Annotated in this window: 21 protein-coding genes; 4 read left to right on the forward strand and 17 right to left on the reverse strand. The window is 55.0% G+C overall.

Annotated features, from left to right (window positions below; all coding sequences use genetic code 11):
- Window positions 1–429: 429 nt before the first annotated feature.
- A complete protein-coding gene (locus tag BJP06_RS11255) occupies window positions 430–1809 on the reverse strand; it encodes a GntP family permease (RefSeq protein ID WP_070976441.1) in 1380 nt (459 codons plus the stop codon).
- A gap of 191 nt (window positions 1810–2000) precedes the next feature.
- Here BJP06_RS11255 and BJP06_RS11260 point away from each other — a divergent pair, with 191 nt between their 5' ends.
- A complete protein-coding gene (locus BJP06_RS11260) occupies window positions 2001–2528 on the forward strand; it encodes a gluconokinase (protein WP_071573909.1) in 528 nt (175 codons plus the stop codon).
- A gap of 46 nt (window positions 2529–2574) precedes the next feature.
- Here the strand turns inward: BJP06_RS11260 and tyrS are convergent, their stop codons facing one another.
- The 14 genes from tyrS to uvrA form a co-directional block, all read right to left on the reverse strand.
- Entirely contained in the window at window positions 2575–3843 is a 1269-nt protein-coding gene (gene tyrS, locus BJP06_RS11265; protein WP_071573910.1) for a tyrosine--tRNA ligase, read from the reverse strand.
- Window positions 3844–3878: 35 nt separating this feature from the next.
- Window positions 3879–4061, reverse strand: coding sequence for a Trm112 family protein (locus BJP06_RS11270; protein ID WP_070362515.1), 183 nt, complete (start codon window positions 4059–4061; stop codon window positions 3879–3881).
- Window positions 4062–4164: 103 nt separating this feature from the next.
- A complete protein-coding gene (argH, locus tag BJP06_RS11275) occupies window positions 4165–5598 on the reverse strand; it encodes an argininosuccinate lyase (protein WP_071573911.1) in 1434 nt (477 codons plus the stop codon).
- Between the two features lie 18 nt (window positions 5599–5616).
- Complete coding sequence (locus BJP06_RS11280) at window positions 5617–6816, reverse strand: argininosuccinate synthase (protein WP_070479104.1); 1200 nt, start codon at window positions 6814–6816, stop codon at window positions 5617–5619.
- Window positions 6817–6905: 89 nt separating this feature from the next.
- The gene (locus BJP06_RS11285; protein WP_071573912.1) at window positions 6906–7397 is read right to left on the reverse strand and encodes an arginine repressor; all 492 of its coding nucleotides are present in this window, start codon (window positions 7395–7397) and stop codon (window positions 6906–6908) included.
- Window positions 7397–8344, reverse strand: coding sequence for an ornithine carbamoyltransferase (argF, locus tag BJP06_RS11290; RefSeq protein ID WP_070362519.1), 948 nt, complete (start codon window positions 8342–8344; stop codon window positions 7397–7399). Before argF ends, BJP06_RS11285 begins: the two co-directional genes overlap by 1 nt.
- A gap of 110 nt (window positions 8345–8454) precedes the next feature.
- Window positions 8455–9588: a bifunctional ornithine acetyltransferase/N-acetylglutamate synthase gene (locus tag BJP06_RS11295; protein WP_071573913.1), complete on the reverse strand. Its 1134-nt coding sequence runs from the start codon at window positions 9586–9588 to the stop codon at window positions 8455–8457.
- Between the two features lie 161 nt (window positions 9589–9749).
- Window positions 9750–12257: a phenylalanine--tRNA ligase subunit beta gene (gene pheT / locus BJP06_RS11300; RefSeq protein WP_071573914.1), complete on the reverse strand. Its 2508-nt coding sequence runs from the start codon at window positions 12255–12257 to the stop codon at window positions 9750–9752.
- A gap of 13 nt (window positions 12258–12270) precedes the next feature.
- On the reverse strand, window positions 12271–13299 hold the full coding sequence (pheS, locus tag BJP06_RS11305; RefSeq protein WP_369822297.1) for a phenylalanine--tRNA ligase subunit alpha: 1029 nt from the start codon (window positions 13297–13299) through the stop codon (window positions 12271–12273).
- A 111-nt stretch (window positions 13300–13410) separates the two neighbouring features.
- Complete coding sequence (locus BJP06_RS11310) at window positions 13411–14232, reverse strand: RNA methyltransferase (protein WP_070362523.1); 822 nt, start codon at window positions 14230–14232, stop codon at window positions 13411–13413.
- Between the two features lie 88 nt (window positions 14233–14320).
- Complete coding sequence (rplT, locus tag BJP06_RS11315; protein ID WP_070362524.1) at window positions 14321–14707, reverse strand: 50S ribosomal protein L20; 387 nt, start codon at window positions 14705–14707, stop codon at window positions 14321–14323.
- A 53-nt stretch (window positions 14708–14760) separates the two neighbouring features.
- Window positions 14761–14955: a 50S ribosomal protein L35 gene (gene rpmI, locus BJP06_RS11320; protein WP_070362525.1), complete on the reverse strand. Its 195-nt coding sequence runs from the start codon at window positions 14953–14955 to the stop codon at window positions 14761–14763.
- A gap of 31 nt (window positions 14956–14986) precedes the next feature.
- A complete protein-coding gene (gene infC / locus BJP06_RS11325) occupies window positions 14987–15535 on the reverse strand; it encodes a translation initiation factor IF-3 (protein WP_083290943.1) in 549 nt (182 codons plus the stop codon).
- A gap of 260 nt (window positions 15536–15795) precedes the next feature.
- Complete coding sequence (uvrA, locus tag BJP06_RS11330) at window positions 15796–18648, reverse strand: excinuclease ABC subunit UvrA (RefSeq protein WP_071573916.1); 2853 nt, start codon at window positions 18646–18648, stop codon at window positions 15796–15798.
- A 108-nt stretch (window positions 18649–18756) separates the two neighbouring features.
- Here uvrA and BJP06_RS11335 point away from each other — a divergent pair, with 108 nt between their 5' ends.
- From BJP06_RS11335 to BJP06_RS11345, 3 genes are all read left to right on the forward strand, one after another.
- Window positions 18757–19377, forward strand: coding sequence for an MBL fold metallo-hydrolase (locus tag BJP06_RS11335; protein ID WP_071573917.1), 621 nt, complete (start codon window positions 18757–18759; stop codon window positions 19375–19377).
- An 82-nt stretch (window positions 19378–19459) separates the two neighbouring features.
- A complete protein-coding gene (locus BJP06_RS11340) occupies window positions 19460–20500 on the forward strand; it encodes a DoxX family protein (RefSeq protein WP_071573918.1) in 1041 nt (346 codons plus the stop codon).
- A gap of 72 nt (window positions 20501–20572) precedes the next feature.
- Window positions 20573–22768 (forward strand): UvrD-helicase domain-containing protein, encoded by a 2196-nt coding sequence (locus BJP06_RS11345; RefSeq protein WP_071573919.1) that lies wholly within the window; start codon window positions 20573–20575, stop codon window positions 22766–22768.
- A gap of 46 nt (window positions 22769–22814) precedes the next feature.
- On the opposite strand, the gene BJP06_RS11350 is transcribed toward BJP06_RS11345, so the two are convergent.
- Window positions 22815–23258: a universal stress protein gene (locus BJP06_RS11350; protein ID WP_070362531.1), complete on the reverse strand. Its 444-nt coding sequence runs from the start codon at window positions 23256–23258 to the stop codon at window positions 22815–22817.
- 107 nt (window positions 23259–23365) lie between these two features.
- Window positions 23366–23824, reverse strand: a complete 459-nt coding sequence (locus BJP06_RS11355) for a universal stress protein (RefSeq protein ID WP_070362532.1) — start codon at window positions 23822–23824, stop codon at window positions 23366–23368.
- Window positions 23825–23839: the final 15 nt, after the last annotated feature.

Genomic DNA, 23839 nt, shown 5'->3' on the forward strand with positions numbered 1-23839 from the left:
TTCAAGCATCACCGCCGGCACACACCAAAACATGGCACACAGCACGCAACCAAAAGTCAATGCAATCAAAAAAATAAAAAGTACATTGGCACACTATCGAGTTCTCAAACAACAACCGCACACCCAAACACACCACCAGTAGTGGCGCATCCAAAGCGACGAAAATTGACACTAACAAAACATTCTCAACAACGCAAAACGCGCCGCATCACAGAACCTATTTCATTATGTCGGCCAGCGGTAGTTTTCCTAACCGCCATCTCACCACACACTCTCTTAAAGAGTCTGTCTGGCGGGGCGTTGTCGGTCTCGCTGACTCACATAAAGTTACACACACACCAACAACAACACAAATTGGCTGGTAGAAGTAGTTTATTGAGAAGGCGCTAACGGATCAGATTTGCGTTCCCCTAACGCCTTCTCGAGGAGTTAGAAAAGGACAAAGATCAGAAGCGTGATTAGGAATGCCGCCACGGATTCTATGGTCTGCTGCAGCGTCCAAGTTTTCAGTGTGGTCTTGACGTCCATCCCAAAAAGACGGCCCACAAGCCAGAAGCCGGAGTCGTTCACTAGAGAGCAGCAAACCGAACCGGCCGCACAGGCCAATGTAATTGCGACGATCTGAATTTCCGAGTAGCCGCCAGCCAGTACTGCTGGAGCCATCAATCCGGCCGTGGTTGTCAGCGCTACAGTTGCAGATCCCTGCGCAACGCGCATGATCACCGCTACCAAGTACACAGCGAGGATGACTGGAATTCCTAGTCCTTGCATGAGATCCGCGATGGCATCGCCGATACCAGACGCACGAAGAACTCCGCCGTACATGCCACCGGCACCAGTAATGAACACAACGGATGCAATTGGCCCTAACGCCGAATCGACGAGTTTTTCCAGCGCCGAACCCTTCACCCCACGTGAGGTCCCGAGCACTGGAAGCGCGACGAGAACCGAAATCAACAGCGCAATACCGGACTTTCCAAGGAATGTGAACGCCTGCGCCCAGGTTTCGTCACCTGTAATTGCGCCAGATTTCGTCGCAAAGTCGACACCCGTGTTCAGGAATATCAACAGCATCGGGAGCAGCAGAATCGTAATGACAGTGCCTGTTTTCGGCAATGACTTAATATCGCTGTCGTCCGAGTTGAAAACGGCGTTTGCTACTGACGTAAACGGGAACTTCTTTGCGCAATACTTACCCCACAAAAGGCCCGAAACATAGAACGTTGGAACTGCAACAATCAAGCCAAAAACGATCAGCAGACCAAGGTTTGTGTCGAAGAATGTCGAAGCAGCGACTGGTCCTGGATGCGGAGGCACGAAGACGTGCATGACAGAGAATGCAGCAACCGTCGGAATTGCGTAGAGCAAGATTGGTCCACCGATACGAGCGGCAACTGCGAAAATGATCGGCAGCATGACAACGAGGCCGGCGTCGAAAAACATTGGGAAGCCAAGCAAGAGCGAGGCCACACCAAGCGCCATCGGCGCTCGCCGCTCGCCGAACCTATCGATCATCGTGTTGGCGAGGACTCTAGCGCCACCGGAGTACTCAATAAGTTTGCCAAGCATCGCGCCCAAACCGACAAGAATACCGACGTCGCCAAGTGTGGATCGGAAGCCGCCCATCACAACGTCATACAGTTCTCCTGTTGGAATGCCGGCCGCGATAGCGGTCAAGACAGACACGAGGATCAGCGTGACGAACGCATGGACCCTAAACTGAATAATGAGCAAAAGAATGAGGGCAATGCCGACCGCAGCGATCCCCATTAAGGGGCCGGCCGACAACGTCTGTTCCCAAGTTTCCATGAGCTATCCTGTCTCTTCTCAAGCGAGGCTTCAAGGCCGTATCGACGCACCGATCTACGGGGCGTCAATACGGAAAACTGGCTATAGCGTTAGAATACACATACTTCAGTGGGCGATCGTGCACTGCATCAATGTCAGGGCGACGCTTTCTTTAGCTACCCCCACTCGTGAAGCATCAAGGAGGGAAGAACATGCATGAAGCAGAGAAGCTACCCCCGGCGCACCTCATCCTTATGGGCGTGTGCGGAAGCGGAAAGACCACCATCGCCGAGATTCTTGCGCAGAGATCCGGCTTTGAACTCGTCGAGGCTGATGAGTTTCATCCGGCGGAAAACGTCGAAAAGATGAGTAAGGGCCAACCTCTCACCGACGAGGACCGCTGGCCGTGGCTTGAGAAACTCTCGAACTGGCTTCAAAAGCAAGACAGTGCTGGAAAGCGAACCGTCGTTACATGTTCAGCGCTGAAACGCATTTATCGCGACAAGCTCCGACTAGCCGACGTACCCCTTATATTTGTGCACCTAGACGGGCCGCGTGAGCTACTGCTGAAACGACTGAGCCACCGTACGGATCACTTCATGCCTGCTTCAATGTTGGATTCCCAGCTAGATACGCTTGAATCGCTCCAACCGGACGAGCTGGGTTTCGCTGTGGATATCGATGACACTCCCGAGGGCATCGCAGCAACCATCATGGAAAGACTTAACGCGGTGGCATAGGCTTCTGCTCTACCACCGCGTTGCTTTCAGATGCTGTCACCTGCGCCTAGCTGCGCTTCACGCCTGCGAATGTCTTCTTACCACGACGCAGCACGAGCCAGGTTCCATGCAGAAAATCATCCACGGATGGAACCCAGTTCTCATCTACTACACGCTCGTTGTTGGCGTAAATGCCGCCTTCCTTCAGCGATCTACGGGCAGCACCCTTCGAGTCGGCCAAGCCGGAGCCGACCAGCATGTCCACGATGCTGACTTCAGCTCCAGCCGCGACCTCGAACACATTCGTCTCGGCAACAGCGCTGGCCAAGGTACGCTCATCGAGATCAGTCAGATCTGCTTTACCGAATAGCGCCTGGGACGCTAACTCAACCGCCTCACGAGCTTCGCGGCCATGGACGAGATCTGTCATCTCTTGCGCCAACCGCTTCTGTGCCTCTCGCTTAAATGGTCGCTCTTCGACCTCGACGGCAAGAGCATCCAGCTCTTCCTTATCGAGAAAAGTGAACCACCGCAGGTACCGGATCACATCGGCGTCCGCAGCATTCACAAAGTACTGGTACCAGGTGTACGGGCTGGTCATTTCTGGATCAAGCCACAACGAACCACCACCCGTGGACTTGCCAAACTTCTTGCCCTCGGAGTCCGTCACAAGCGGAACAGTCAGCGCATGCACGCGCTCCGAATCCATGCGTCGGTTCAGATCAACACCAGCCACCAGGTTGCCCCACTGGTCGCCACCACCAACCTGCAGCACACAGTTGTGCGTACGACGCAACTGTACAAAGTCATGTGCCTGCAACAGCATGTACGAGAACTCGGTAAAAGAAATTCCGTCGTTTTCCAGGCGACGCTTGACGGTATCACGACTCAGCATTGTGGAGAGCGAAAAATGCTTGCCGACGTCCCGAAGGAACTCGATGACCTTCCAGTCCTTAATCCAATCATTATTATTCAGCAGCAGCGCACCGTTCTCACCGTCAAAATCGACGAACTTTGACAGCTGATCTCCAATTCGTTCGGCCCAATCTGCCACAGTGTCATCGGAATTCATCGTGCGCTCGCCCACGTCACGCGGGTCGCCTATCTTGCCGGTAGCACCACCTGCTAGCACAATTGGCCGGTGTCCGGCGAGTTGGAACCTACGCAGCATCAGCAGCGGCACCAGGTGACCGGCATGTAGTGAAGGGCCTGTCGGGTCGAAGCCACAGTACAACGTGATAGGCTTCTGCGTTTCTTCACGCAACGCCTCCAGATCCGTGTGCTGATTGATCAGGCCACGCCACTCGAGTTCGTCGATAATGTTTGCGTTAGTCATGAAATTCCTTTCAGAGAGTCGTCTTCCCAGCGTTGTTACTTGTGGGTGTTTGTATAGGGAACTGCTTCATCGATTAGCAGGACCGGAATACCATCGTCGATCCGATACGCGACACCAATGCGTTCATTCACCAGCAACTGTTCGTCTTCCTTATACTCAAGCGGCCCTTTGTCTTGCGGGCACACCAGTACGTCGAGAAGTTTGGGATCAAGACTCATGCAGTTGAGCTTACCTCACCCTTGTTAGTCACTTATCGACGCCACCACTACAAAAAGTTGAAACGCCCACCGAAAGGTGGGCGTCGCAAATGCGGTACCGATGTTAACCCCGCACAGGCTTCTCTGCCCACGCTCGATACTTACTATTTGCCTCCGCTACGCGTACACGCTGTTCTTCTACCCGTGGACCGGCGGTTCCGCCGCGTGTATCGCGCGAGCTCACAGCACCCTCAATCGTGAGCACGTCACGGACTCCTGCGTTAAGTCGAGGGTCTACGCTCGCGAGCTCCTCATCTGTCAAGTCAATAAGGTTGACGCCTCGGGACTCCGCGATGCGCACGCATGCTCCGGAAGCTTCGTGCGCCTCTCGGAATGGCACGCCCTGGCGAACCATCCACTCTGCCAAATCGGTAGCAAGCGTGAATCCCGCAGGTGCAATCTCACGCATTCGATCACCATGGAACTTGAGAGTCGAGACCAACCCGGTAAACGCTGGCAGAAGAATGTTGAGCTGGTTTACGGAATCGATTACCGGCTCCTTGTCTTCTTGCAAATCGCGGTTATACGCGAGAGGCTGCGCCTTAAGAGTGGCCATCAATCCGGTAAGGTTGCCGATTAACCTACCTGACTTGCCTCGGGCAAGCTCCGCAACGTCTGGGTTCTTTTTTTGCGGCATGATCGAAGAACCAGTCGACCATGCGTCGTCCAACGTGACGTAACCGAACTCTGGCGTCGACCAGGCGATAATCTCTTCCGCAAAGCGGGACACATCCACTGCAATCTGGGCTAGAACGTAGGCCGCTTCGGCTGCGAAATCACGCGAAGCTGTGCCGTCCAGTGAGTTGTCGGTTGCTTCATAGAAGCCAAGTTCTTCCGCAATCGCCTCCGGGTCTAGGTGCAACGAAGAACCCGCCAAAGCGCCAGAGCCGTACGGCGACACAGCCAACCGCTTGTCCGCATCCTGAATCCGCTCCAAGTCACGCAACAGCGGGTGTGCGTGAGCGAGCAACGAGTGTGCGAGCAAAATAGGCTGCGCAGCCTGGAAGTGGGTCTTACCCGGCATGATGATATCGGGATGTGCAGCCGCCTGTGCAACGAGAGCATCGATGAGATCCGTAATGTGCAGAGCAACACCGCGCAGGGCATCACGAACCCACATCCGGAACATCGTTGCCACCTGGTCATTCCGCGAGCGCCCTGCACGCAGGCGCCCTCCTACCTCAGGACCTACTCGGTCGATCAGGCCGCGCTCCATTGCGCCGTGAACATCTTCGTCCGTCGGTTCGGGAACAAACGCACCACTTGCAACGTCTGCGCCGAGTTGCTCAAGCCCCTCGAGCATGGTCTTCAGGTCTTCGTCCGAAAGAAGTCCTGCACGGTGCAAGACTTTTGCGTGAGCTTTCGATGCCAATACATCATAAGGCGCAAGCACCCAATCGAAGTGCGTCGATACGCTCAGCGCGAACATCGCCTCAGAAGGGCCGCCAGAAAACCGACCGCCCCACAGCGCGCCTTCATTCGTCTTATGCTGCTGCATAACTTCCAAAGCTCCCTGCTATTTCGCTTCGCGATCGCGCTTGTTCGCGATCTGCGATGACAAACCATGCAAACGGACGAAGCCCTTAGCGTAGGTCTGGTCGAAAGTGTCGCCTGTGTCGTACGTCGCGAGGTTGAAGTCGTACAGGGAGTGGTTGGAACGGCGGCCGTTGACCACTGCCTTACCTGCATGCATTTCCATGCGGATGTCCCCAGTGACGTGCTCTTGTGTCGACTCAATGAACGCATCAAGAGAGCGCTTGAGCGGACCGAACCAAAGACCGTCGTACACTTCCTCCGACCAGCGCGCGTCGATAAGTCGCTTGTAGCGAGCTAGCTCGCGCTCAATCGTAACGTCCTCGAGCGCCTTGTGCGCCGTAATCAGAGCGACCGCACCTGGCGCTTCGTAAATCTCACGGGACTTAATGCCAACCAAGCGGTCTTCGACCATATCCAGACGACCGATGCCCTGCGCACCAGCGCGACGGTTCATCTCTTCGATTGCTTCCAACATCGTTACCGGGCGGCCGTCGATTGCAACCGGCTTGCCTCCCTCGAACGAGATAATGACCTCGTCAGGCGCATTGCCCATCGAAGGGCTTTCCGTGTAAGCGTATAGATCCTTCGTCGGCGCGTTCCAGAGGTCCTCCAAAAAGCCTGTCTCTACCGCGCGCCCCCAAACGTTTTGGTCAATCGAGAATGGCGAAGCTGCCGACTGCTCAATTGGCAGGTCCTTTCCTTCTGCGTACGCAATCGCCTTATCGCGTGTCCACGCAAAATCGCGAGCAGGCGCAACAATTTCCAGATCTGGGTCCTGGTTCAGGAATCCAACCTCAAAACGAACCTGGTCATTGCCTTTACCGGTGCAACCGTGTGATACGTGAGTGCCACCGTGCTCCTGTGCGGCCTTCACAAGGTGCTTTACGATCAACGGGCGGGAAATTGCTGACACCAACGGGTACTCACCCATGTACATACCGTTCGCCTTGATGGTTGGCAGGCAGTAGTCCTCAGCAAATTCATCTTTCGCATCGATAACGATGGATTCCACAGCACCGCAATCTAATGCGCGCTGACGTACGGACTCCATATCTTCGCCGCCCTGGCCAAGGTCGAGTGCTACTGCAATGACTTCGCCATTAAGCATTTCGCCGAGGTAGGAAATCGCAACAGAGGTATCGAGCCCGCCTGAGTATGCGAGTACAACACGGTTAGTCATGGATCAAAGCTCCTTGTGTTTCTAGATCATATTCTGCACTGCGGTACATAGTATACCTAGCGCGGGGTTTGTGCTTGCTTCGGCGTCACTTACGCCTTTGTATTGCGTCCAAATACCTGCTGGGCTAGGTCACCGCCCTTAAGCGGATCTCGGGCGAGAACAAAAATCGTATCGTCACCAGCGATACAGCCTACTACCTGCTCCAAACCGACTCTGTCTATATAGCTAGCCAGATATTGTGCAGCTCCAGGTGGAGTTCGCAGTACAGCCATATTCGCAGAATGGTCAACAGAGACGACGAGTTCCTCGATCATTCGACGAAGTTTCTCACGTGGGCCTGTATGCAAGGCATCAAAAGCCTCGGCATCGGAGTTCACCGTGTAATATGCACGGCTTCCGTCGCTTGGCCGCACTTTCTTTGCTCCCAGCTCATCAAGATCACGGGACAGGGTTGCCTGCGTAATCTCGATACCCTCGTCTTGCAAAAGCTCGGAAAGCTGGATCTGAGAAGACACTCGCGTGCTCACAAGTATCTCCAGAATCCGAGCTTGTCGCGCAGTTCTTGAGACAGTTTGGGTCATTATTGGTGCTCCAACAACCAGGTCAACAACGCCTTTTGGGCGTGAAGACGATTTTCAGCTTCATCGAAGACTCGCGACTGCGGCCCATCGATTACTTCTGCGGTCACTTCGTTTTCACGATACGCCGGTAGGCAGTGAAGAAATATCGCATTATTACCGGCCATTTGCATAATTCCACTATTTACTTGGTATGGCAAGAACGGAGTGCGTCGATCTTTTCCATCTCCCTCCATGCCCATTGACACCCAAGTATCCGTGATAACCACGTCTGCTCCAGCTACCGCAGCAACATCGCTGGTAACCGTAACTGTCGCACCTGTCTGGCTTGCACGATCGCGCGCACGGTCCACAAACCGCTGCTCCGGATGAAACTCCGGAGGCGCGATGATCGCGATGTCTACCCCCGCAGTTGCGAACCCAATCATGTAGGAGTTGGCCATATTGTTAGCGCCATCTCCCAAATACACAGCTTTCAGGCCGTGGAGTCCCGCCGGCCCCTGCTCAGGACAAAAGGTTTCGACGATTGTTTGCAGATCCGCAAGAATTTGGCACGGGTGCAGGTCATCGGAAAGCGCGTTAACAATCGGAACCTGTGATGTCTCCGCCATCTGGAGCAAATTGTCGTGGGCATACGTCCTCCAAACGATTGCTTCGACGTATCGCGAAAGCACCGCCGCCGTATCTTGGTAGGACTCACCCTTGCCCATTTGTGCATTCTGAGTTTCGACAACAATCGCGTGCCCACCCAGCTGTGCAATCCCTGTATCGAAGGAGAACCGCGTGCGCGTGGAGGTCTTGTCGAAAAGTACCGCAACAGACTTCGGCCCTTCGAGAGGTCGGTGCGCATAAGGGTTCTTTTTCATCTCTGCGGCAAGCGTGAGCACTTGCGCTTGTTCCTCTGGCGTCAAGTCATCGTCTGCGAAAAAGTGCCGAACTGAGTTCACCATGCTGTTTACTTCCTATTTCTGCGTTATGATTGCTGCAAAATATGCGGACGTCTCCCCTATTGTATTTTCAAAGCCTCCTGGACGTTCGCTTTTCGACGCCCACTTTCCCCTTACATAGGCTCCAAAAGCGTCCGCACTGTTGCTGTACCGACGCCACGAGTTCCTAGATCCAGCGTAATAGTCACGTGTTCGTCGTAGTCAAGCACCCGGCTTGTCAAGAGCGGAGTGATTCCCTGGCAGAGCTGTGTTCCATTGACGTTGATCTCCAGTGCCTCAGCATCTAGGCACACTTTTGTCTTCCCCGCAATCGCGAGTGCGCGTGGCCAGTCCGGAGCACCACTGAGTAGCGACTCTCGAAAACGTCCGTCACATGCTACGGCTTGTGCTGCGATGCGTGCCTCTTCATCATTTGCAGCGCCAGCTACGGCAAGCGTTAATTTCTTGGTCGCGCTTCCCTGGTTGACCAAAAGCTGCTCCACCAATGCCTCGCAAACCGCAAGCACTGCCTCATCCAACTGAGTTTGGTTGGGGGTGACCTGGCTCGCACCAGATGCGAGCAACAACACCGTATCGTTCGTTAGCGGGGCTGTAGATCGATCAAGCGTATTAAACGTAGTTTCCATAGCCCGTCGCAATGCCTTTTCGAGTGAAAAGGCCGGTACAAGCGCATCTGTGGTGAGGCACCCCAGTACTGTGTCTAGTGTTTCCTGTGAATTTCCAGCCCCCTGGGAAATGCCCCCGACACTCCAAGCTCCACAGCTCACGCCTGCTTGATTGATCGTTCCTTGGGTTGACGCTATTGCGGCCGCAGCCGATTCAGCGTGCGCAGGGGTATCTCCCAGATCCGTGGCGAGTTTGGCTAACCCAGTTTTCACACGCTCCATTGGCAAAGGCACTGCGAACTGTCCCTTCGCGCAGACTGCGACCCGGTCTTCTGGGACTCCAATCTCTTGGGATACGCGCTTCTGAATCTCACGAGTGTCCGCATCCCCCGTTGAGCCGTTGAAGGCATTAGCGTTGCCTGTTGTTAAAACAACTGCGTTTACAGCATACGAGCGCATAACTTCGCGCGTAGCTCGAACAGACGAGGCGCAGACCCGACTATCTGGAAACACCGCTGCTGCGTTCCAAGCAGGTCCCTGATTGACAATAAGCGCCAGATCATTTCCCTTGCGTTCGTGTATTCCCGCGTGAAGACCTGCAGCCGCAAATCCCTTAGGGGTGAGAATGGTCTGTTGCGGCATAGTTTTATGGCTCCTTCACGGGTGTAGACGCTTGTGGCTACGGAGTCCCATCCTGCCAGACAAATGGCAAGCTCGTGCCGATTCCAGATACATGCATTCCTAAAACGACAGCAGGCAGGACGCCGCTTACTGCGATGTCCTGCCTGTCAGCAGCAAGTAACCTACGCCCTCATCGTGGCATTAAATTCCTGTTTCGCTGCCTCAGCCGCAGCCAAACGCCCTTCCGATGCTTCGTCTTCAGTGAGCGTTCGGTCATCCGCACGGAACAGGAGTCCAAATGCGAGCGACTTCTTGCCTTCGCCGAGGGACTCAGAACGATAGACGTCAAACAGCGTTACATTTTCCAATAACGGCCCGGCGTGTTCTGCTACGGTCTTTCGCACGCTTTCGGCCGGTGTCGAGTCGTCCACGACCAATGCAAGGTCCTGGTGAACCGCCGGGTACGCAGACAGCTTCGGAGCGGGCAGGTGAGCACTCTGTGGCAATGCCGAAAGGTCCATCTCCATTGCGCAAACTCGTGCAGGTAAGCCACATTCTTCCAGAATCTGCGGGTGCAGTTCACCTGCGTGACCAGCAACTTGACCGTCGACCAGCAGCTCTGCGCAGCGTCCCGGATGCCATGGTAGGTAGTCTGCTGCCCGGACCTCGAGCTCTATTCCGGCTGTCCGCGCAACTATCTGCGCAGATTCAACAGCATCAGCCCACGAGTACATTCGCGAATCGCCCCAAGGCCCCTCAACTTCGGCATCTCCGACGCCAACAGTTGCAACATGCAGCGGCTGCTTCGGCAATGAGTTCACCACTGCTGCCAGGGTCTCTTCGTCCGGGCGGTGATCAACGCTTGGCATTGGTGTTTCAGCTTCCCCGCCGATAGCTACCTGTGCAACTGAGTAAATCGACACGTCATGCTGACCGCGGGCCGCATTTTTCGCTACTGCCTCGAGCATTGCGGGCAAGAGTGTCGTAGCGAGTACGGCATAGTCGCTATCCAGAGGATTCTGAACCGACACGGTTGCGCGGCGGGCATCGTCCTTGCTCAGGCCCCAGGCGTCGAAAAGACCCGTGGCCATAAACGGTGTAGGAATAATCTCTGCGTAACCTGAGTACGCAAGAGCATGCGTCACTGCACGACGACGCTTTTGCGTTGCAGTCAGGCCACGTCCCCCCTTCGGCGTCGGAAGAATCGATGGAATAGCGTCAAGCCCTTCGAGCCGAACAATCTCTTCTACAAGCTCTACTGGGACCGTAAGGTCATTCCGCCAGGAAGGTGGCGTCACAATGAAATTGCCACCACTTTCTTCAACGCCGCACCCGACTTCATGTAGCCGCTGAGAAATGGTCTCTTCAGAGTACTTGACGCCGATCAATGCCGAAGGGAACGTTTTCGCCATAGAGATCTCAGTTCGCTGATGCACCTCACCCACCAACGTACGACCTGCTGCAACCTTGCCCCCGGCAAAGCTCGTCAGCAGCTCACAAGCTACATCCAACGCTACCTCCACCAGTGCCGGATCGACTCCACGCTCAAATCGACGGGAGGCTTCTGAGCTCAGTTTGTGGTGACGAGCAGTACGCGCAACCGTAAGTTCATCCCAAGTTGCTGCTTCGAAGTAAACATTCTTCGTGGTTTCCGAAATTTCTGAGGTCGTGCCACCCATGACACCAGCCAGAGACTGAATTCCAGAGTCATCAGAAATGACTACATCGGAAGCGCGAAGGGTTCGCATTGTATGATCCAGTGTTTCGAATTCAGTGCCCTCTTCCGCATTATGGATGCGAAGCGCGCCAGAGATTGTATCTGCGTCAAAGGCGTGCATCGGCTGACCGAGCAGCAACATTACGAAGTTCGTAACATCGGTTGCGCCGTTCACTGGACGGATGCCGCTGAGCATGAGCTCGCGCTGCATCCAAAACGGCGACGCCGCTTCGGGGTCGATGCCTTCCACCTTTCGCAGCCCGAAGCGCTTCGTAGCGGTGTCCGGCTCTACGGTGACGTCGAGAAGGGAACCTGCTGGCGCAGGAACTGCAGAAATATCGATGCCGGCGATGTCAGGCTGCTGAGCTGGGTCGACAAAAGCGATGTCGAATGCCGACGCAAGCTCTCGCATTAGGCCACGCGCCGACAAAGCGTAACCACGATCCGGAGTGACGTTCACTTCGAAGATAGTGTCGTCGAGATCCAGAACTTCCCGCGCATCAGTGCCAGGGGCGCCGATTTCATCGCTAAGAGTAATGATGCCAGCACTCTTCGCGGTCAGACCGAGCTCCGCCGCTGACGCCATCATCCCGTTAGAGATATGCCCGTAAGTCTTTCTCGCAGAAATAGCGAAATTACCCGGAAGAACGCACCCCGGAAGCGCGACAACTACCGTGTCGCCAACAGTAAAGTTACGTGCACCGCAAATAATGCCCTGCGGCTCACCCGTGCCATTCGCCTGTCCCACGTCAACCTGGCAGTAACGAATCGGCTTCTTGAACTCGGTGAGCTCTTCAATTTCAAGGACCTTGCCGAGCACTAGGGGGCCCTCGGTTTTTTCAATCGGGGCGTAGCCTTCAGTCTCAAAACCGACGCGAACGAAGCCTGCGTCCATCTCTTCGTCAGTGACAGACCAACCAGTATTGCCCGCCTGTTGCAGAAGGGTGGTGAGGAAATTTTTTGAAATCAGCATGTCATTAACTCCTTTAAGCCTGCACACCAAATGGGACGGTGAAACGGATATCTCCTTCGACCATGTCACGCATGTCTGACAAGCCGTTACGGAACTGGAGAGTTCGTTCAAGGCCCATCCCGAACGCAAAGCCTGAGTACTCATCCGGATCAATGCCTACTGCGCGAAGCACGTTCGGGTTCACCATGCCGCAGCCACCCCACTCGATCCAGCCAGCACCACCCTTTTTATTTGGGAACCAAACGTCTACTTCAGCAGATGGCTCGGTGAAGGGGAAGTAATTGGTACGCATACGCGTCTTCGTCTCTGGCCCGAACAGCGTCTTCGCAAGGTGGTCGAGTGTGCCACGCAAATGAGCCATAGTCAGGCCTTTATCGACGGCAAGACCCTCAATCTGGTGGAAAACTGGGGTGTGCGTTGCGTCAAGTTCATCGGTGCGGAATACCCTGCCAGGGCAAGCAATGTACACAGGCACATCACGGTCAAGCATCGTTCGAACCTGGACAGGCGAAGTATGCGTGCGCATCACCTGGCGGGAACCAGGTTTACCAACGTAAAAGGTGTCCTGCAGCGTCCTCGCCGGGTGATCCGGAATGAAGTTCAGTGCATCAAAATTAAAGTATTCGGCTTCGATTTCTGGCCCCTCGGCGATCTCCCACCCCATGCCGATAAAGATATCTGCGATCTGCTCACTCAACGTTGTGATGGGGTGCATCGCGCCCAGCTGAGAACGACGTGTCGGTAGAGTTACGTCGACAGCCTCTGCTTTCAATTGAGCCTCGCGGTACTCGGCTTCACGCACCGCGTGAAGTTTGGCATACGCCTTCTCTACACGGCCTCGGGCCACATTCACTGCCCTACCAGCGTCTTTACGGTCTTGCTTTGGCAACGAACCGAGTGCACGCCGAGCCTGAGGGATGTAGGCTTGGTCGCCCAAGTGCTGCTTGTGAGCCTCTTCTAACGCCTGCAGGTCTGCAGCTGCTTCAAAATCCGAAATTGCAGCTTCTGCTGCCGCATTGAGTTTCTCTTCTGACAATTCGATTCCACTATTTTCCGACACACTCGGTCCTTCCGATTACGCTTTGTAGTAAAGGTTGTAAAGCCGTTAAAACGAAACTAAGCATACCTGTCGCTTCAGACACGACACATATAACTAAAGCTCTTGTTGCGCCATCTTTGCTTTGGCAGTTTCCCAAAGACACATTGCTGACGCTGTTGCAAGGTTCAGCGACTCTGCAGATCCCTGAATCGGGATTGATACCCGTACATCAGCACGATCTGCAATAGCTGTTGGCAATCCGTGTGCTTCATTTCCGAACAGCCAAGCAATCGGGGCAGAAAGCAGATCACTTGTTTTCTCAAGGGATACCTCGCCGTCAATAGTCGTCGCTACTGTCTGAAGCCCTGCTGCTTTTAACTGGCCAAGGACGTCCTGGGTATTGCGCTCGCGTGCCACAGGTAAGTGAAACAACGAACCTGCTGAGGCCCGCACAGCCTTGCCCGACTCAGGATCGACGCAGTCGCCGGCAAATATGACAGCGTCCGCCCCGCACACGTCAGCAATGCGAATCATGGTGCCTGCGTTACCCGGATCGTTAGTATCAATCCCGACCACAACAAAAGAAGGCTTGCCGCGAAGAGCTGCCCCGACTGACCACAACACTGGCTTGCAAACAGCAAAAATACCAGTGGTGTTTACAGTGTCGCTCAAGTGCTTCGCTGCGATGTCTGTAATGGCATGAACATATACATCCATATATTCTGCGGTAGTCACAACGTCAGCAAAGGCTTGTGAAGCATGTTCTGTCACGAAGAGGTCAGTAGCCGCGCCCGTAGCTACGGCAGCCTCGACGCTGTTCACCCCTTCCACCAGAAAGCGGTTTGCTTTCTTGCGTCCCTTTGCGCGGAGCAGCTTCGCTGCATTCACGACTCGCGGGGTTCGTTCGGTGAAGGGCTGTGAAAAGTCAAGGGCCACGAAATTTCCTACTCCTGAATGTAAAAACCCGCCGCCAAGCGTTCACGCTTGCCGACGGGCTCCGTCCTAGTTCAACGTTCTAGGCAACTTATGCTGCATCAACTGGCGCATTTACGTCAGCTGGCAAGGCCTTCTTAGCGATCTCGCAGATAGCGGAGAAGGCTGCAAAGTCGTTCACTGCGAGCTCCGCGAGGATCTTGCGGTCAACCTCGACCTCTGCGAGCTTCAAGCCGTGAATGAGACGGTTGTAAGTGATGTCGTTCATACGGGCCGCGGCGTTGATACGCTGGATCCACAGCTTACGGAACTCACCCTTGCGCTTACGACGATCGCGGTAGGCGTAGGTCTGGGAGTGCAGCCACTGTTCTTTTGCCTTACGGTACAGGCGGGAGCGCTGGCCACGGTAGCCCTTTGCGGACTTCAGAATCGCGCGACGCTTCTTCTTGGCATTAACTGAACGCTTGACACGTGCCATGAGTCAATACTTCCTTTTCTTTCGTTCACCGGTTGTTTTAACTTGGGCAGTGCTTAGGACATGCCGAGGAGGCGCTTCATGCGCTTCACGTCGTTCTTAGCTACGTCGGTGGTACCCGAGAGCTTGCGACGACGCTTCGAAGACAGCTTCTCGTTCAGGTGGCGCTTACCAGCCTGCTCACGACGCAGCTTGCCCTTGCCGTTAACCTTGATGCGCTTTGCGGTGCCCTTGTGGGTCTTCTGCTTCATGTTGAAAGCCCTTCAGAGTTGAAAACTTGATCTACTTTTTGCCCTTGCGAGCAGGTCCGAATACCATCGTCATGTTTCGCCCGTCCTGCTTCGGACGGGACTCCACGACACCAACCTCTTGAATGTCGTCTGCAAGACGCTCGAGGAGGCGGTAGCCGAGTTCTGGGCGCGATTGCTCGCGGCCACGGAACATGATGGTGACTTTGACCTTGTTGCCCTTCTCTAGGAAGCGCTCCACATTGTTTTTCTTCGTCTGGTAGTCGTGCTCATCGATCTTAGGACGGAACTTCTGTTCCTTCACTACGGTCTGCTGCTGGTTCTTGCGGGCCTCGCGAGCCTTCTGATCCTGCTCATACTTGTATTTGCCGTAGTCCATGATCTTCGCCACGGGCGGCTTCGCCTTTGGCGCAACTTCGACGAGGTCAAGATCGGCCTCGTAAGCCAGTTTCCGAGCATCGTCGGTACGGACGATCCCTACCTGCTCGCCGGACGGGCCGACCAAGCGGACTTCCGGGACGCGGATACGATCGTTAATCCGAGCTTCAGCGCTGATGAGAACTCCTAAAACATAGAAACCAATGTGTGATCGCTACCAGACCACCAGTGATTCTGCGCAAAAACACAAAACCCGCGCTATTACTAATAACGCGGGAGCTTTCCGTAGGCAACCAAAAAATGCTTTGGCTACCTTGACCCGTATCCTGATCACTATCGACCGGCATGGGGTGGGATTCACTCCACTTGTGGCCCAGGCACCTTTGTAAAGAATGCTCTGGGCGGTAGTGGTGAGAACTTTAATACATGAAGTTTATTCAAGCAAATCATGCATTCAAGCTGGATCTATTGCAATATCTCCTTCAAGAAAGCACCTGTATGAGACTTGCCATTACGTGCTACGTCTTCTGGCGTTCCCTGCGCGACCACCGTTCCACCGCCTGATCCCCCCTCAGGCCCCATGTCAATCACCCAGTCCGCCGACTTGATAACGTCCAGGTTGTGTTCGATCACCAACACAGTGTTGCCCTTTTCCACCAGGCCATTCAGCACAAGCATGAGCTTACGAATGTCTTCGAAGTGCAGCCCCGTAGTGGGCTCGTCGAGGATGTAAATTGTTCGGCCGTTAGTTCGCTTCTGCAATTCTGCCGCGAGCTTCACCCGCTGTGCCTCACCACCGGATAGCGTTGTCGCAGCCTGCCCAAGACGTACATAGCCCAGGCCGACGTCTACAAGCGTGTTGAGGTATCGATGGATTGACTGAATTGGCTCGAAGAACTCAGCTGCTTCAGAAATCGGCATATCGAGAACTTCGGCAATGTTCTTACCCTTATAGCGCACTTCGAGGGTTTCACGGTTGTATCGTGCTCCCTGGCACACCTCACACGGGACGTATACATCCGGTAGGAAGTTCATCTCAATCTTGATAGTGCCATCACCACGGCACGCTTCACAGCGCCCGCCTTTGACATTGAACGAGAATCGGCCAGCCTTGTAGCCGCGAACCTTTGACTCTTGTGTTTCCGCGAATAGGTTGCGGATCTTGTCAAACACCCCTGTATATGTCGCGGGGTTTGATCGTGGTGTACGTCCGATGGGACTCTGGTCGACTTGGACAAGTTTATCGAGATGGTCAAGGCCACTGACTTTCTTTACCCGTCCCGGGACTTGTCGAGCTCCATTGAGCTCATTCTGGAGAGTCTTAGCCAGAATCTGGTTTACCAGCGTAGACTTGCCAGACCCAGATACCCCAGTAACAGCTACCAACACTCCCAGTGGAATATCCACTGATACGTTCTTGAGGTTGTTCTCTCGCGCGCCCTCAACTCTCAGCTTGCGGTCTGCGTCTACCGGTCGACGCTGATCCGGGACCTCAATCTTTTTCCTGCCCGCAAGGTAGTCTCCGGTAATGGAGTTCTCTACTTCACGGATACCGTCGGGTTCTCCCTGGTAGACCACTTCCCCGCCGTATTCTCCGGCGAGCGGCCCGATGTCTACCAACCAATCAGCCTCACGGATCGTTTCCTCATCGTGTTCAACCACAACCAGCGTGTTCCCAAGGTCGCGAAGTTTCTTCAGAGTCTTAATCAGCCTCTGGTTATCCCGTTGATGCAAACCGATTGACGGCTCATCAAGCACGTACAGTACACCGGCAAGGCCAGACCCAATTTGCGTGGCCAGACGGATGCGCTGCGCTTCACCGCCCGACAGGGTGCCGGCTGACCGAGCGAGCGAGAGGTAACTCAGTCCTACGTCCAAGAGAAAGTGCAGCCGAGCTTGGATCTCTCGAAGTACCGCACCCGCGATCATTTCCTCACGGTAACCAAGTACCAAATTATCAAGGTATTCGGACGCATCCTCAATGCTCAGTTCCGTAAGCCTGGCGATGGAGCGTTCACCATGCGTTGTTGAGTCGAGGCGAACGGCGAGAATCTCGGGCTTCAACCTAGCGCCCTTGCACGAAGGACACGGTACCTCTCGCGTATAAGCAAGCAGTCGGTCTTTCTGGGTATCGCTTTCGGCCTGCTCGAGCTTACGCTCCAGGTACCCAATGACGCCTTCATAAGCTGCGCTGAATGACCGCTGCCTGCCGTAGCGGTTCTTGTACCGCACGCTGATCTTGGTTTTGGAACCATTTACCAAATGCTTCTGCTGCGTTTTCGTCAGCGAGCTGAACGGAGCGTGAGCATCAAAGCCCTCCTCTTTTGCTAACGCTTCAATCAACTTGACGAAGTATCGCTTGTTCGGGCTGGAGTTCCATGGCTGGAAAGCATCAATTGCTGGTGCGTCTGGATCTGGAATAACGAGTTCTTCGTCAATCTTCTTCTGCGTCCCGAGACCATCACACGTTGGACAGGCACCAAACGGTGAGTTAAACGAGAACGCGCGCGGCTCGTACTCCTCAACGTTAAGTTTGTGCCCGTTCGGGCACGCCATCTTTTCAGAGAAGATCTGGATCCGATCAGGGTTGCCCTCATCGAAGTCAACGAATTCGAAGCCAACGAGGCCGTCGGCAAGTTTGAGTGCTGTCTCCACTGAGTCGGTGAGACGCTGCTTTTGGCTTTGCTTCACTTGAAGGCGGTCCACTACCACCGAAATCGTGTGTTTGACCTGCTTCTCAAGCTTCGGTGGATCGCTGAGCTGGTACAACTCGCCGTCCACGCTCACTCGAGAGTAACCCTGAGCGGCGAGATCCTTAAACAAGTCAACGAACTCGCCTTTACGCTTTCGTACTACCGGGGCAAGGACTTGGAACTTGAGGCGCTCCTCCATCCCCAGCACGCGGTCCACAATTTGTTGCGGCGTCTGCCGTTCAATCACAGCGTCGCACTCTGGACAATGAGGAGTGCCAGCCCGCGAATAGAGCAGGCGAAGGTAATCGTAGATTTCGGTGATGGTACCTACAGTCGAACGGGGGTTACGGTTCGTCGATTTTTGGTCGATTGATACCGCGGGCGATAGTCCGTCAATGTAATCGACATCGGGCTTATCCATCTGTCCTAAGAACATCCGAGCATACGACGAAAGAGACTCAACGTATCGACGCTGTCCCTCCGCAAAGATCGTATCGAATGCCAGCGAGGACTTACCCGATCCAGACAGGCCTGTAAATACGGCCATCTTGTCCCTCGGCAGAGACACATCGACGCCCTTCAGGTTGTGTTCTCTTGCTCCACGTACAACAAGACGGTCAGCCACCTAGATACCTCTTCCAGAAGATCGGTTCATTTTGTTCCGAACATACCAGCGTATACCACTTCGGTAATCACTGTTCTGGCGAAGAAAGAATTGACTAGGGTAGGCACCATGAATTCAGGATCAACTCCACTGCCCCAAATAACACTGCACCAAGTTTCCGTCAGCTCGATGGACAACAACTGCTATCTCCTCTGCGCAGATGACCAGGGCCTGCTAATCGACGCCGCTGACGACGCGCCGGCTATCCTCGCCATGGCCGAACAGGCCGGAGTCAAGATCACGGATGTATTAACGACGCATCGCCACCACGACCACGTGCGCGCATTGGCTACAGTCCTGGAAGCAACGGGCGCTACACACTGGGCACCGTTCCTCGAGGTACCTGCCCTGCCTGCTCCTGTCGACCGCGAACTCCACGACGGCGACTCGATTTCGTTCGCAGGCCACGAGCTCCCAGTGGTAATTCTGCGTGGACATACCCCAGGTGGCGCAGCCGTGCGCGCCGACCTCAAGGGGGTGCCTAACCTCTTTGTCGGTGATTCCCTTTTCCCTGGTGGGCTTGGGAAAACAAATTCCGAAGGCGACTTCGTGCGACTCTTCCGCGATGTCAAAGAAAAACTCTTCGACGCATACCCGGATGAGACAATTGTGTGGCCGGGCCATGGTAAATCCACTACGCTTGGTGCAGAGCGTCCAGATTTAGATGTTTGGTGGAACCGTCGCTGGTAAAAGCGTAATCCGAATGTCGGACGTCACATAGAACGTATATACAGCGACCGGTACGTTGCGAAAAGAAAAGAGGAATGCATTTATGATTCGAAAACTCGCAAGGCCAATGCTCGCGTCCGTCTACATCGTTGACGGTGTTCAGACGCTGCGTGACCCAAATGCCAATAAAGAAAGCACGAAGGCGCTTTTAGATAAGGTCCGCGGTGCCGTTCCGAGCGAGTACCGTGGTCTGATCCCGAGCGACCCGAAGACGGCCGCTCAGGTCGTTGGTGGCATTAAAGCAGGTGCAGGCAGCCTCTTCGCCATTGGCAAGCTGCCACGCACTTCCGCTGCACTGCTCGCTGCGACTGCAATCCCCTCGATTATCGGCCGTAATGCCTTCTGGGAGGCTGACGAGGCGAATGAGAAGCAGCGTCGTCAGACTGGCGCGCTGACCGATGTCGCTCTCGCCGGTGGTGTGCTCCTCGCGACTGTGGACACTGCTGGCAAGCCAGGGCTGCAGTGGCGCGCCCAGCAGGCTGCCCGCACCGCGAAGAAGAACGTACAGCAGGCACTGCCTACCCAGTCTGAGACCGAAAAGGCTCTGGGTAAAGCAAGTAACTGGCTGTCCGATACTGCAGATCAAGTGGTCGACTACGTCGATAACAACAAGGATGACTGGAAGAAGCAGGCCTCTAAGTTTGCGGACCAGGCATCTGACGCAGCTGAGGGCTTCTGGCAGGATGCGCGCAAGCAAACCTCCTCGTTCCTTTCTGATGCGGGTGACTGGATGGAGGATGTTTCCGATAGCGCTCAAGACACCTACAAGGACTTGAAGCCAAGCAAACTCCAGCAGTTCAAGGCAAAGCGCAAGGTCAACAGCGTTGTTGGGGATCTCCAGGACAAGCTGGAGAGCCTCGAGCCAAGCAAGTTGGACCAGTTCAAGGCAAAGCGCAAGGTAAAGAAGAGCACCGCGAAGCTGCAGGACCGTGCCCAGAGCGCGGTTGACTCCCTGCAGGATGCCTTCGACAACTTGGATGTTGCGCCGTCAAAGTGCAAGCAGTGGAAGTGGAAGCGTAAGGCTAAGAAGGCCGAAAAGCGCGCGAACAAGCTGGTAAAGAAGGTTCAGAAGAAGCTCAGCTAATCTGACTTTCTGTAGTACACCCCGTGGCCGCATAGTTGTGGTTGCGGGGTGGCTTTTACTTTGAAGGAGATTATGTTCACCGTGTCAGAGCAAGAGGTTGCTCGCGAACAGCACTACGTCGACGGTCTATTTTCTCGTCTTGACGATGAAGTATCGAAAGCCCAAGCCAAACTGGAAGCGGTGCAACGAGATGTCGACCCTGACAACCCAGATTCTGATGCGCTCGTCCGGCGCGAAACCGAATATCATGGGCTGAATGCAAAACTCGATGCACTCAACCTGGCAGAAGTTGGCTTAGTTTTTGGCCGAATTGATGTGGAGGACGAGTCACCGGAGAATCTAGTCCCTAACAGCGACAATCTTGACCGACGCTATATAGGCCGGATGGGCATCGACGCCCCCGAAGACAAGTACCGGACGCTCCTCATCGATTGGCGTGCACCCATGGCACGGTCGTTTTACCTCGCAACGACGGCGCACCCTTCAGGCGTGCAAACCCGGCGAAACATCCGTATGAGGGGCCGCACGGTGGAAGCTATTGACGACGAGGTCCTCTCCGGCACAGGTACGGGCGTTGAAGCCTCGGGTGTCGGATCCGAGGCTGCGCTGCGACGCGCCATGAATCGGCCACGCACTGCGCACATGCAATCCATCGTTGAGACAATCCAGCGTGAACAGGATGCCGTCATTCGTGACGCTACGCGTGGAGTGATGGTTGTCGAGGGTGGTCCAGGTACTGGCAAGACTGCAGTCGCTCTTCATCGTGTTGCGTATCTGCTCTATACTTGGCGAGCGCAGCTGGCGAAGACCGGCGTCTTGGTTCTTGGCCCCAATACCGTCTTTTTGGACTACATCTCGCGAGTTCTTCCGGAGCTCGGCGAGACCGGCGTAGTGCTTTCCACCATCTCAGACTTAATCCCCGGTTTTACCCCGGAAGGTAGCGAGTCGCTTGCTGCACGGGAAGTCAAAGGCTCGATTGAGATGGTCACGATTCTCAAGCGGGCTGTGCAGTCATATGAGACGGTCCCGGAGCGCGCGGTAACCCTTTCAATTGAGAACGTTCCCGTCGCTGCGACGCCGGCCATGGTTAAGGCAGCCAGAACCAAAGCACGACGGTCACGTCGTCCTCATAATGAAGCACGAGCCGTGTTTGCGGAACATCTTTGCGAACTTCTTGCGCAAGCACTTGCCAACACCATTGGTGCGGACCCTCTAGGCGGTGAGAATCTGTTATCTGCTGCGGACGTCGATCAGCTCCACGATGACCTGGCTGAAGAATCCCAGGTCCGAGAGTTTATTGACGCCCACTTCCCCACTCTGTCGCCTGCAGGAGTACTACGCAATCTGCTTGAAGACCGCGACGCAATCGCAGCTGTCGCGTATGACTACGACGACTACACACAAGATGCCCTCTTTCGGGAGCCTGGTGCGGCAACGGCCCCGTCGGATGCTGCGTTACTCGACGAGCTCTCGATTCTTATTGGTAGTAGCCCAGCGGAGGGTATTCGTGACTCCGTTGACGATGCGTGGCAACAGCAGGTGGCCGAGGCAGAGGACGCGTTGGACGTCTTGGCTTCATCCGAGTCCACTGACAACGATGACGACCAGTTCGAGGCTGAGATCCTTTCTGCATCAGACGTCATTGATGCGGAAACGCTCGCGCAGCGCCAGGCGAGCACCGATATCCGTTCGACCGCAGAGCGCGCACGCGCAGATCGCACATGGGCCTATGGGCATGTGATCGTGGATGAGGCACAAGAGCTCTCACCGATGGAATGGCGGATGGTGTTTCGGCGCTGCCCATCAAAGTGGATGACATTAGTTGGAGACACCGCGCAGACTTCTTCGCCTGCGGGTTCAGACGACTGGTCAGCAACGCTGGAACCGTTCGTTGGCTCGCGTTTCCGCACGCATACCTTGAGTGTGAACTACCGGACTCCGTCGGAGATTATGGAGTACGCCGCGAAAGTTCTTCACGCGATCGACTCAGAGGCAGCGGTCCCTGAGAGTATTCGAAGCACTGGGCAACCCGTCGAGTTTTGGCCTTCCGGCACCACCCCAGAAACTGTCGCAACATACGAGGATGGGCGCACGACAGCGATCATCGACAAGTCAAATGTCGATGCGATGAAGGGACTCGAATTTGACCATGTAGTACTAATAGAACCCCAAGAAATTATCGACGCCTCTCCGCAAGGTTGGCAAGACCTCTACGTGGCGATGACCCGAGCAACTCAAAGCCTCGCTGTCATCGGTGAGATGCCATAGAACAACCTCCGGCCAGGCAGTTGGCCGGAGGTTGTTATATGAAGCGTTAGCTGACGGTATGTACGATCATGACGTCGCAGTCCGATTGGCGAGCAACGTCTGCTGGGACAGACCCCAGCAGGCGACCTGTCAGAGAGTTGATACCGCGGTTACCGACCACCAGCAGTTCCGCATTGTTGTCACGAACAATCGCCATCAGAGCCTCTACTGGAGTACCCGGACGGGTCGCAGTCTGCACGTCTTTTGCTCCGTGCTGTCGCGCATGTTCTGCTGCCGCTTCAAGATTTGCCAACGCGTCCTTGTCACCGAGGATGGTGACCGAATCTTGTCGCAGGCTCTTCGTCGCGTCCGCTTCCGTTTCGTAATACGCGGTACCGATCACTAGCGTGGCACCAAATGCACTCGCCATTTTTGCAGCACGCTCAACGGCGAGCAATGAAGACTTGGACCCGTCGGACCCTACGACGATGGTCTTGTAGTAATTGGCCATAGCTGTATTCTTGAGACCTTTCCTGATTCAGCTGTCGCTCGCTGGATAACGGTGGCGCCAACAAGCACGGTCAAATTTATAGTACCTGGTTCTCGCGCGGATGAAGGCTAGTCATGGCCTTCAGCTCGGGTGTCAACGAGCATGACATCAACCGGCGCCTTCTTTGCCACGCTACCTGGGATGTTGCCGAAGACTCGACCGGCGAGGGACCGCATTCCTTTGTTTCCAACCACGAGGAGATCTACGCTGTATTCCTTTACTGATTCCAGCAGTACATTCGCAGGCTGGCCGCCACTGGAGACCAAGTTAATCTCTGGTGCCTGTTCTTCGACTGCGATCGCCTTCGCACGCCTCAAGATATCCTCGGCGCCCGATTCCGTCACGATATCGATCTTGCTCAGCTCCGCGTTGGTTGCGTTCAGCATCGAGCCCGACGCTGTGTAGTGAGCACAGATGACTGTGAGCTTCGCGTCATACACGCGGGCCAGGCTCGCAGCAGCACGAACCGCAACAAGCGAAGTTGGTGAACCGTCAGTACCGACAGCAATCGACTTATAGGTATGCATAGATTCCTCGAACCT

It is taken from the genome of Corynebacterium sp. NML120713 (genome assembly GCF_001875735.1).
GTDB classification, from domain to species: Bacteria; Actinomycetota; Actinomycetes; order Mycobacteriales; family Mycobacteriaceae; genus Corynebacterium; species Corynebacterium pseudogenitalium.

Coding starts and splice junctions, on each gene's coding strand:
- BJP06_RS11255 (WP_070976441.1), bottom strand. CDS start 1,809: ATGGAAACTTGGGAACAGACGTTGTCGGCCGGCCCCTTAATGGGGATC.
- BJP06_RS11260 (WP_071573909.1), top strand. CDS start 2,001: ATGCATGAAGCAGAGAAGCTACCCCCGGCGCACCTCATCCTTATGGGC.
- tyrS (WP_071573910.1), bottom strand. CDS start 3,843: ATGACTAACGCAAACATTATCGACGAACTCGAGTGGCGTGGCCTGATC.
- BJP06_RS11270 (WP_070362515.1), bottom strand. CDS start 4,061: ATGAGTCTTGATCCCAAACTTCTCGACGTACTGGTGTGCCCGCAAGAC.
- argH (WP_071573911.1), bottom strand. CDS start 5,598: ATGCAGCAGCATAAGACGAATGAAGGCGCGCTGTGGGGCGGTCGGTTT.
- BJP06_RS11280 (WP_070479104.1), bottom strand. CDS start 6,816: ATGACTAACCGTGTTGTACTCGCATACTCAGGCGGGCTCGATACCTCT.
- BJP06_RS11285 (WP_071573912.1), bottom strand. CDS start 7,397: ATGACCCAAACTGTCTCAAGAACTGCGCGACAAGCTCGGATTCTGGAG.
- argF (WP_070362519.1), bottom strand. CDS start 8,344: ATGGTGAACTCAGTTCGGCACTTTTTCGCAGACGATGACTTGACGCCA.
- BJP06_RS11295 (WP_071573913.1), bottom strand. CDS start 9,588: ATGCCGCAACAGACCATTCTCACCCCTAAGGGATTTGCGGCTGCAGGT.
- pheT (WP_071573914.1), bottom strand. CDS start 12,257: ATGCTGATTTCAAAAAATTTCCTCACCACCCTTCTGCAACAGGCGGGC.
- rplT (WP_070362524.1), bottom strand. CDS start 14,707: ATGGCACGTGTCAAGCGTTCAGTTAATGCCAAGAAGAAGCGTCGCGCG.
- rpmI (WP_070362525.1), bottom strand. CDS start 14,955: ATGAAGCAGAAGACCCACAAGGGCACCGCAAAGCGCATCAAGGTTAAC.
- BJP06_RS11335 (WP_071573917.1), top strand. CDS start 18,757: ATGAATTCAGGATCAACTCCACTGCCCCAAATAACACTGCACCAAGTT.
- BJP06_RS11340 (WP_071573918.1), top strand. CDS start 19,460: ATGATTCGAAAACTCGCAAGGCCAATGCTCGCGTCCGTCTACATCGTT.
- BJP06_RS11345 (WP_071573919.1), top strand. CDS start 20,573: ATGTTCACCGTGTCAGAGCAAGAGGTTGCTCGCGAACAGCACTACGTC.
- BJP06_RS11350 (WP_070362531.1), bottom strand. CDS start 23,258: ATGGCCAATTACTACAAGACCATCGTCGTAGGGTCCGACGGGTCCAAG.
- BJP06_RS11355 (WP_070362532.1), bottom strand. CDS start 23,824: ATGCATACCTATAAGTCGATTGCTGTCGGTACTGACGGTTCACCAACT.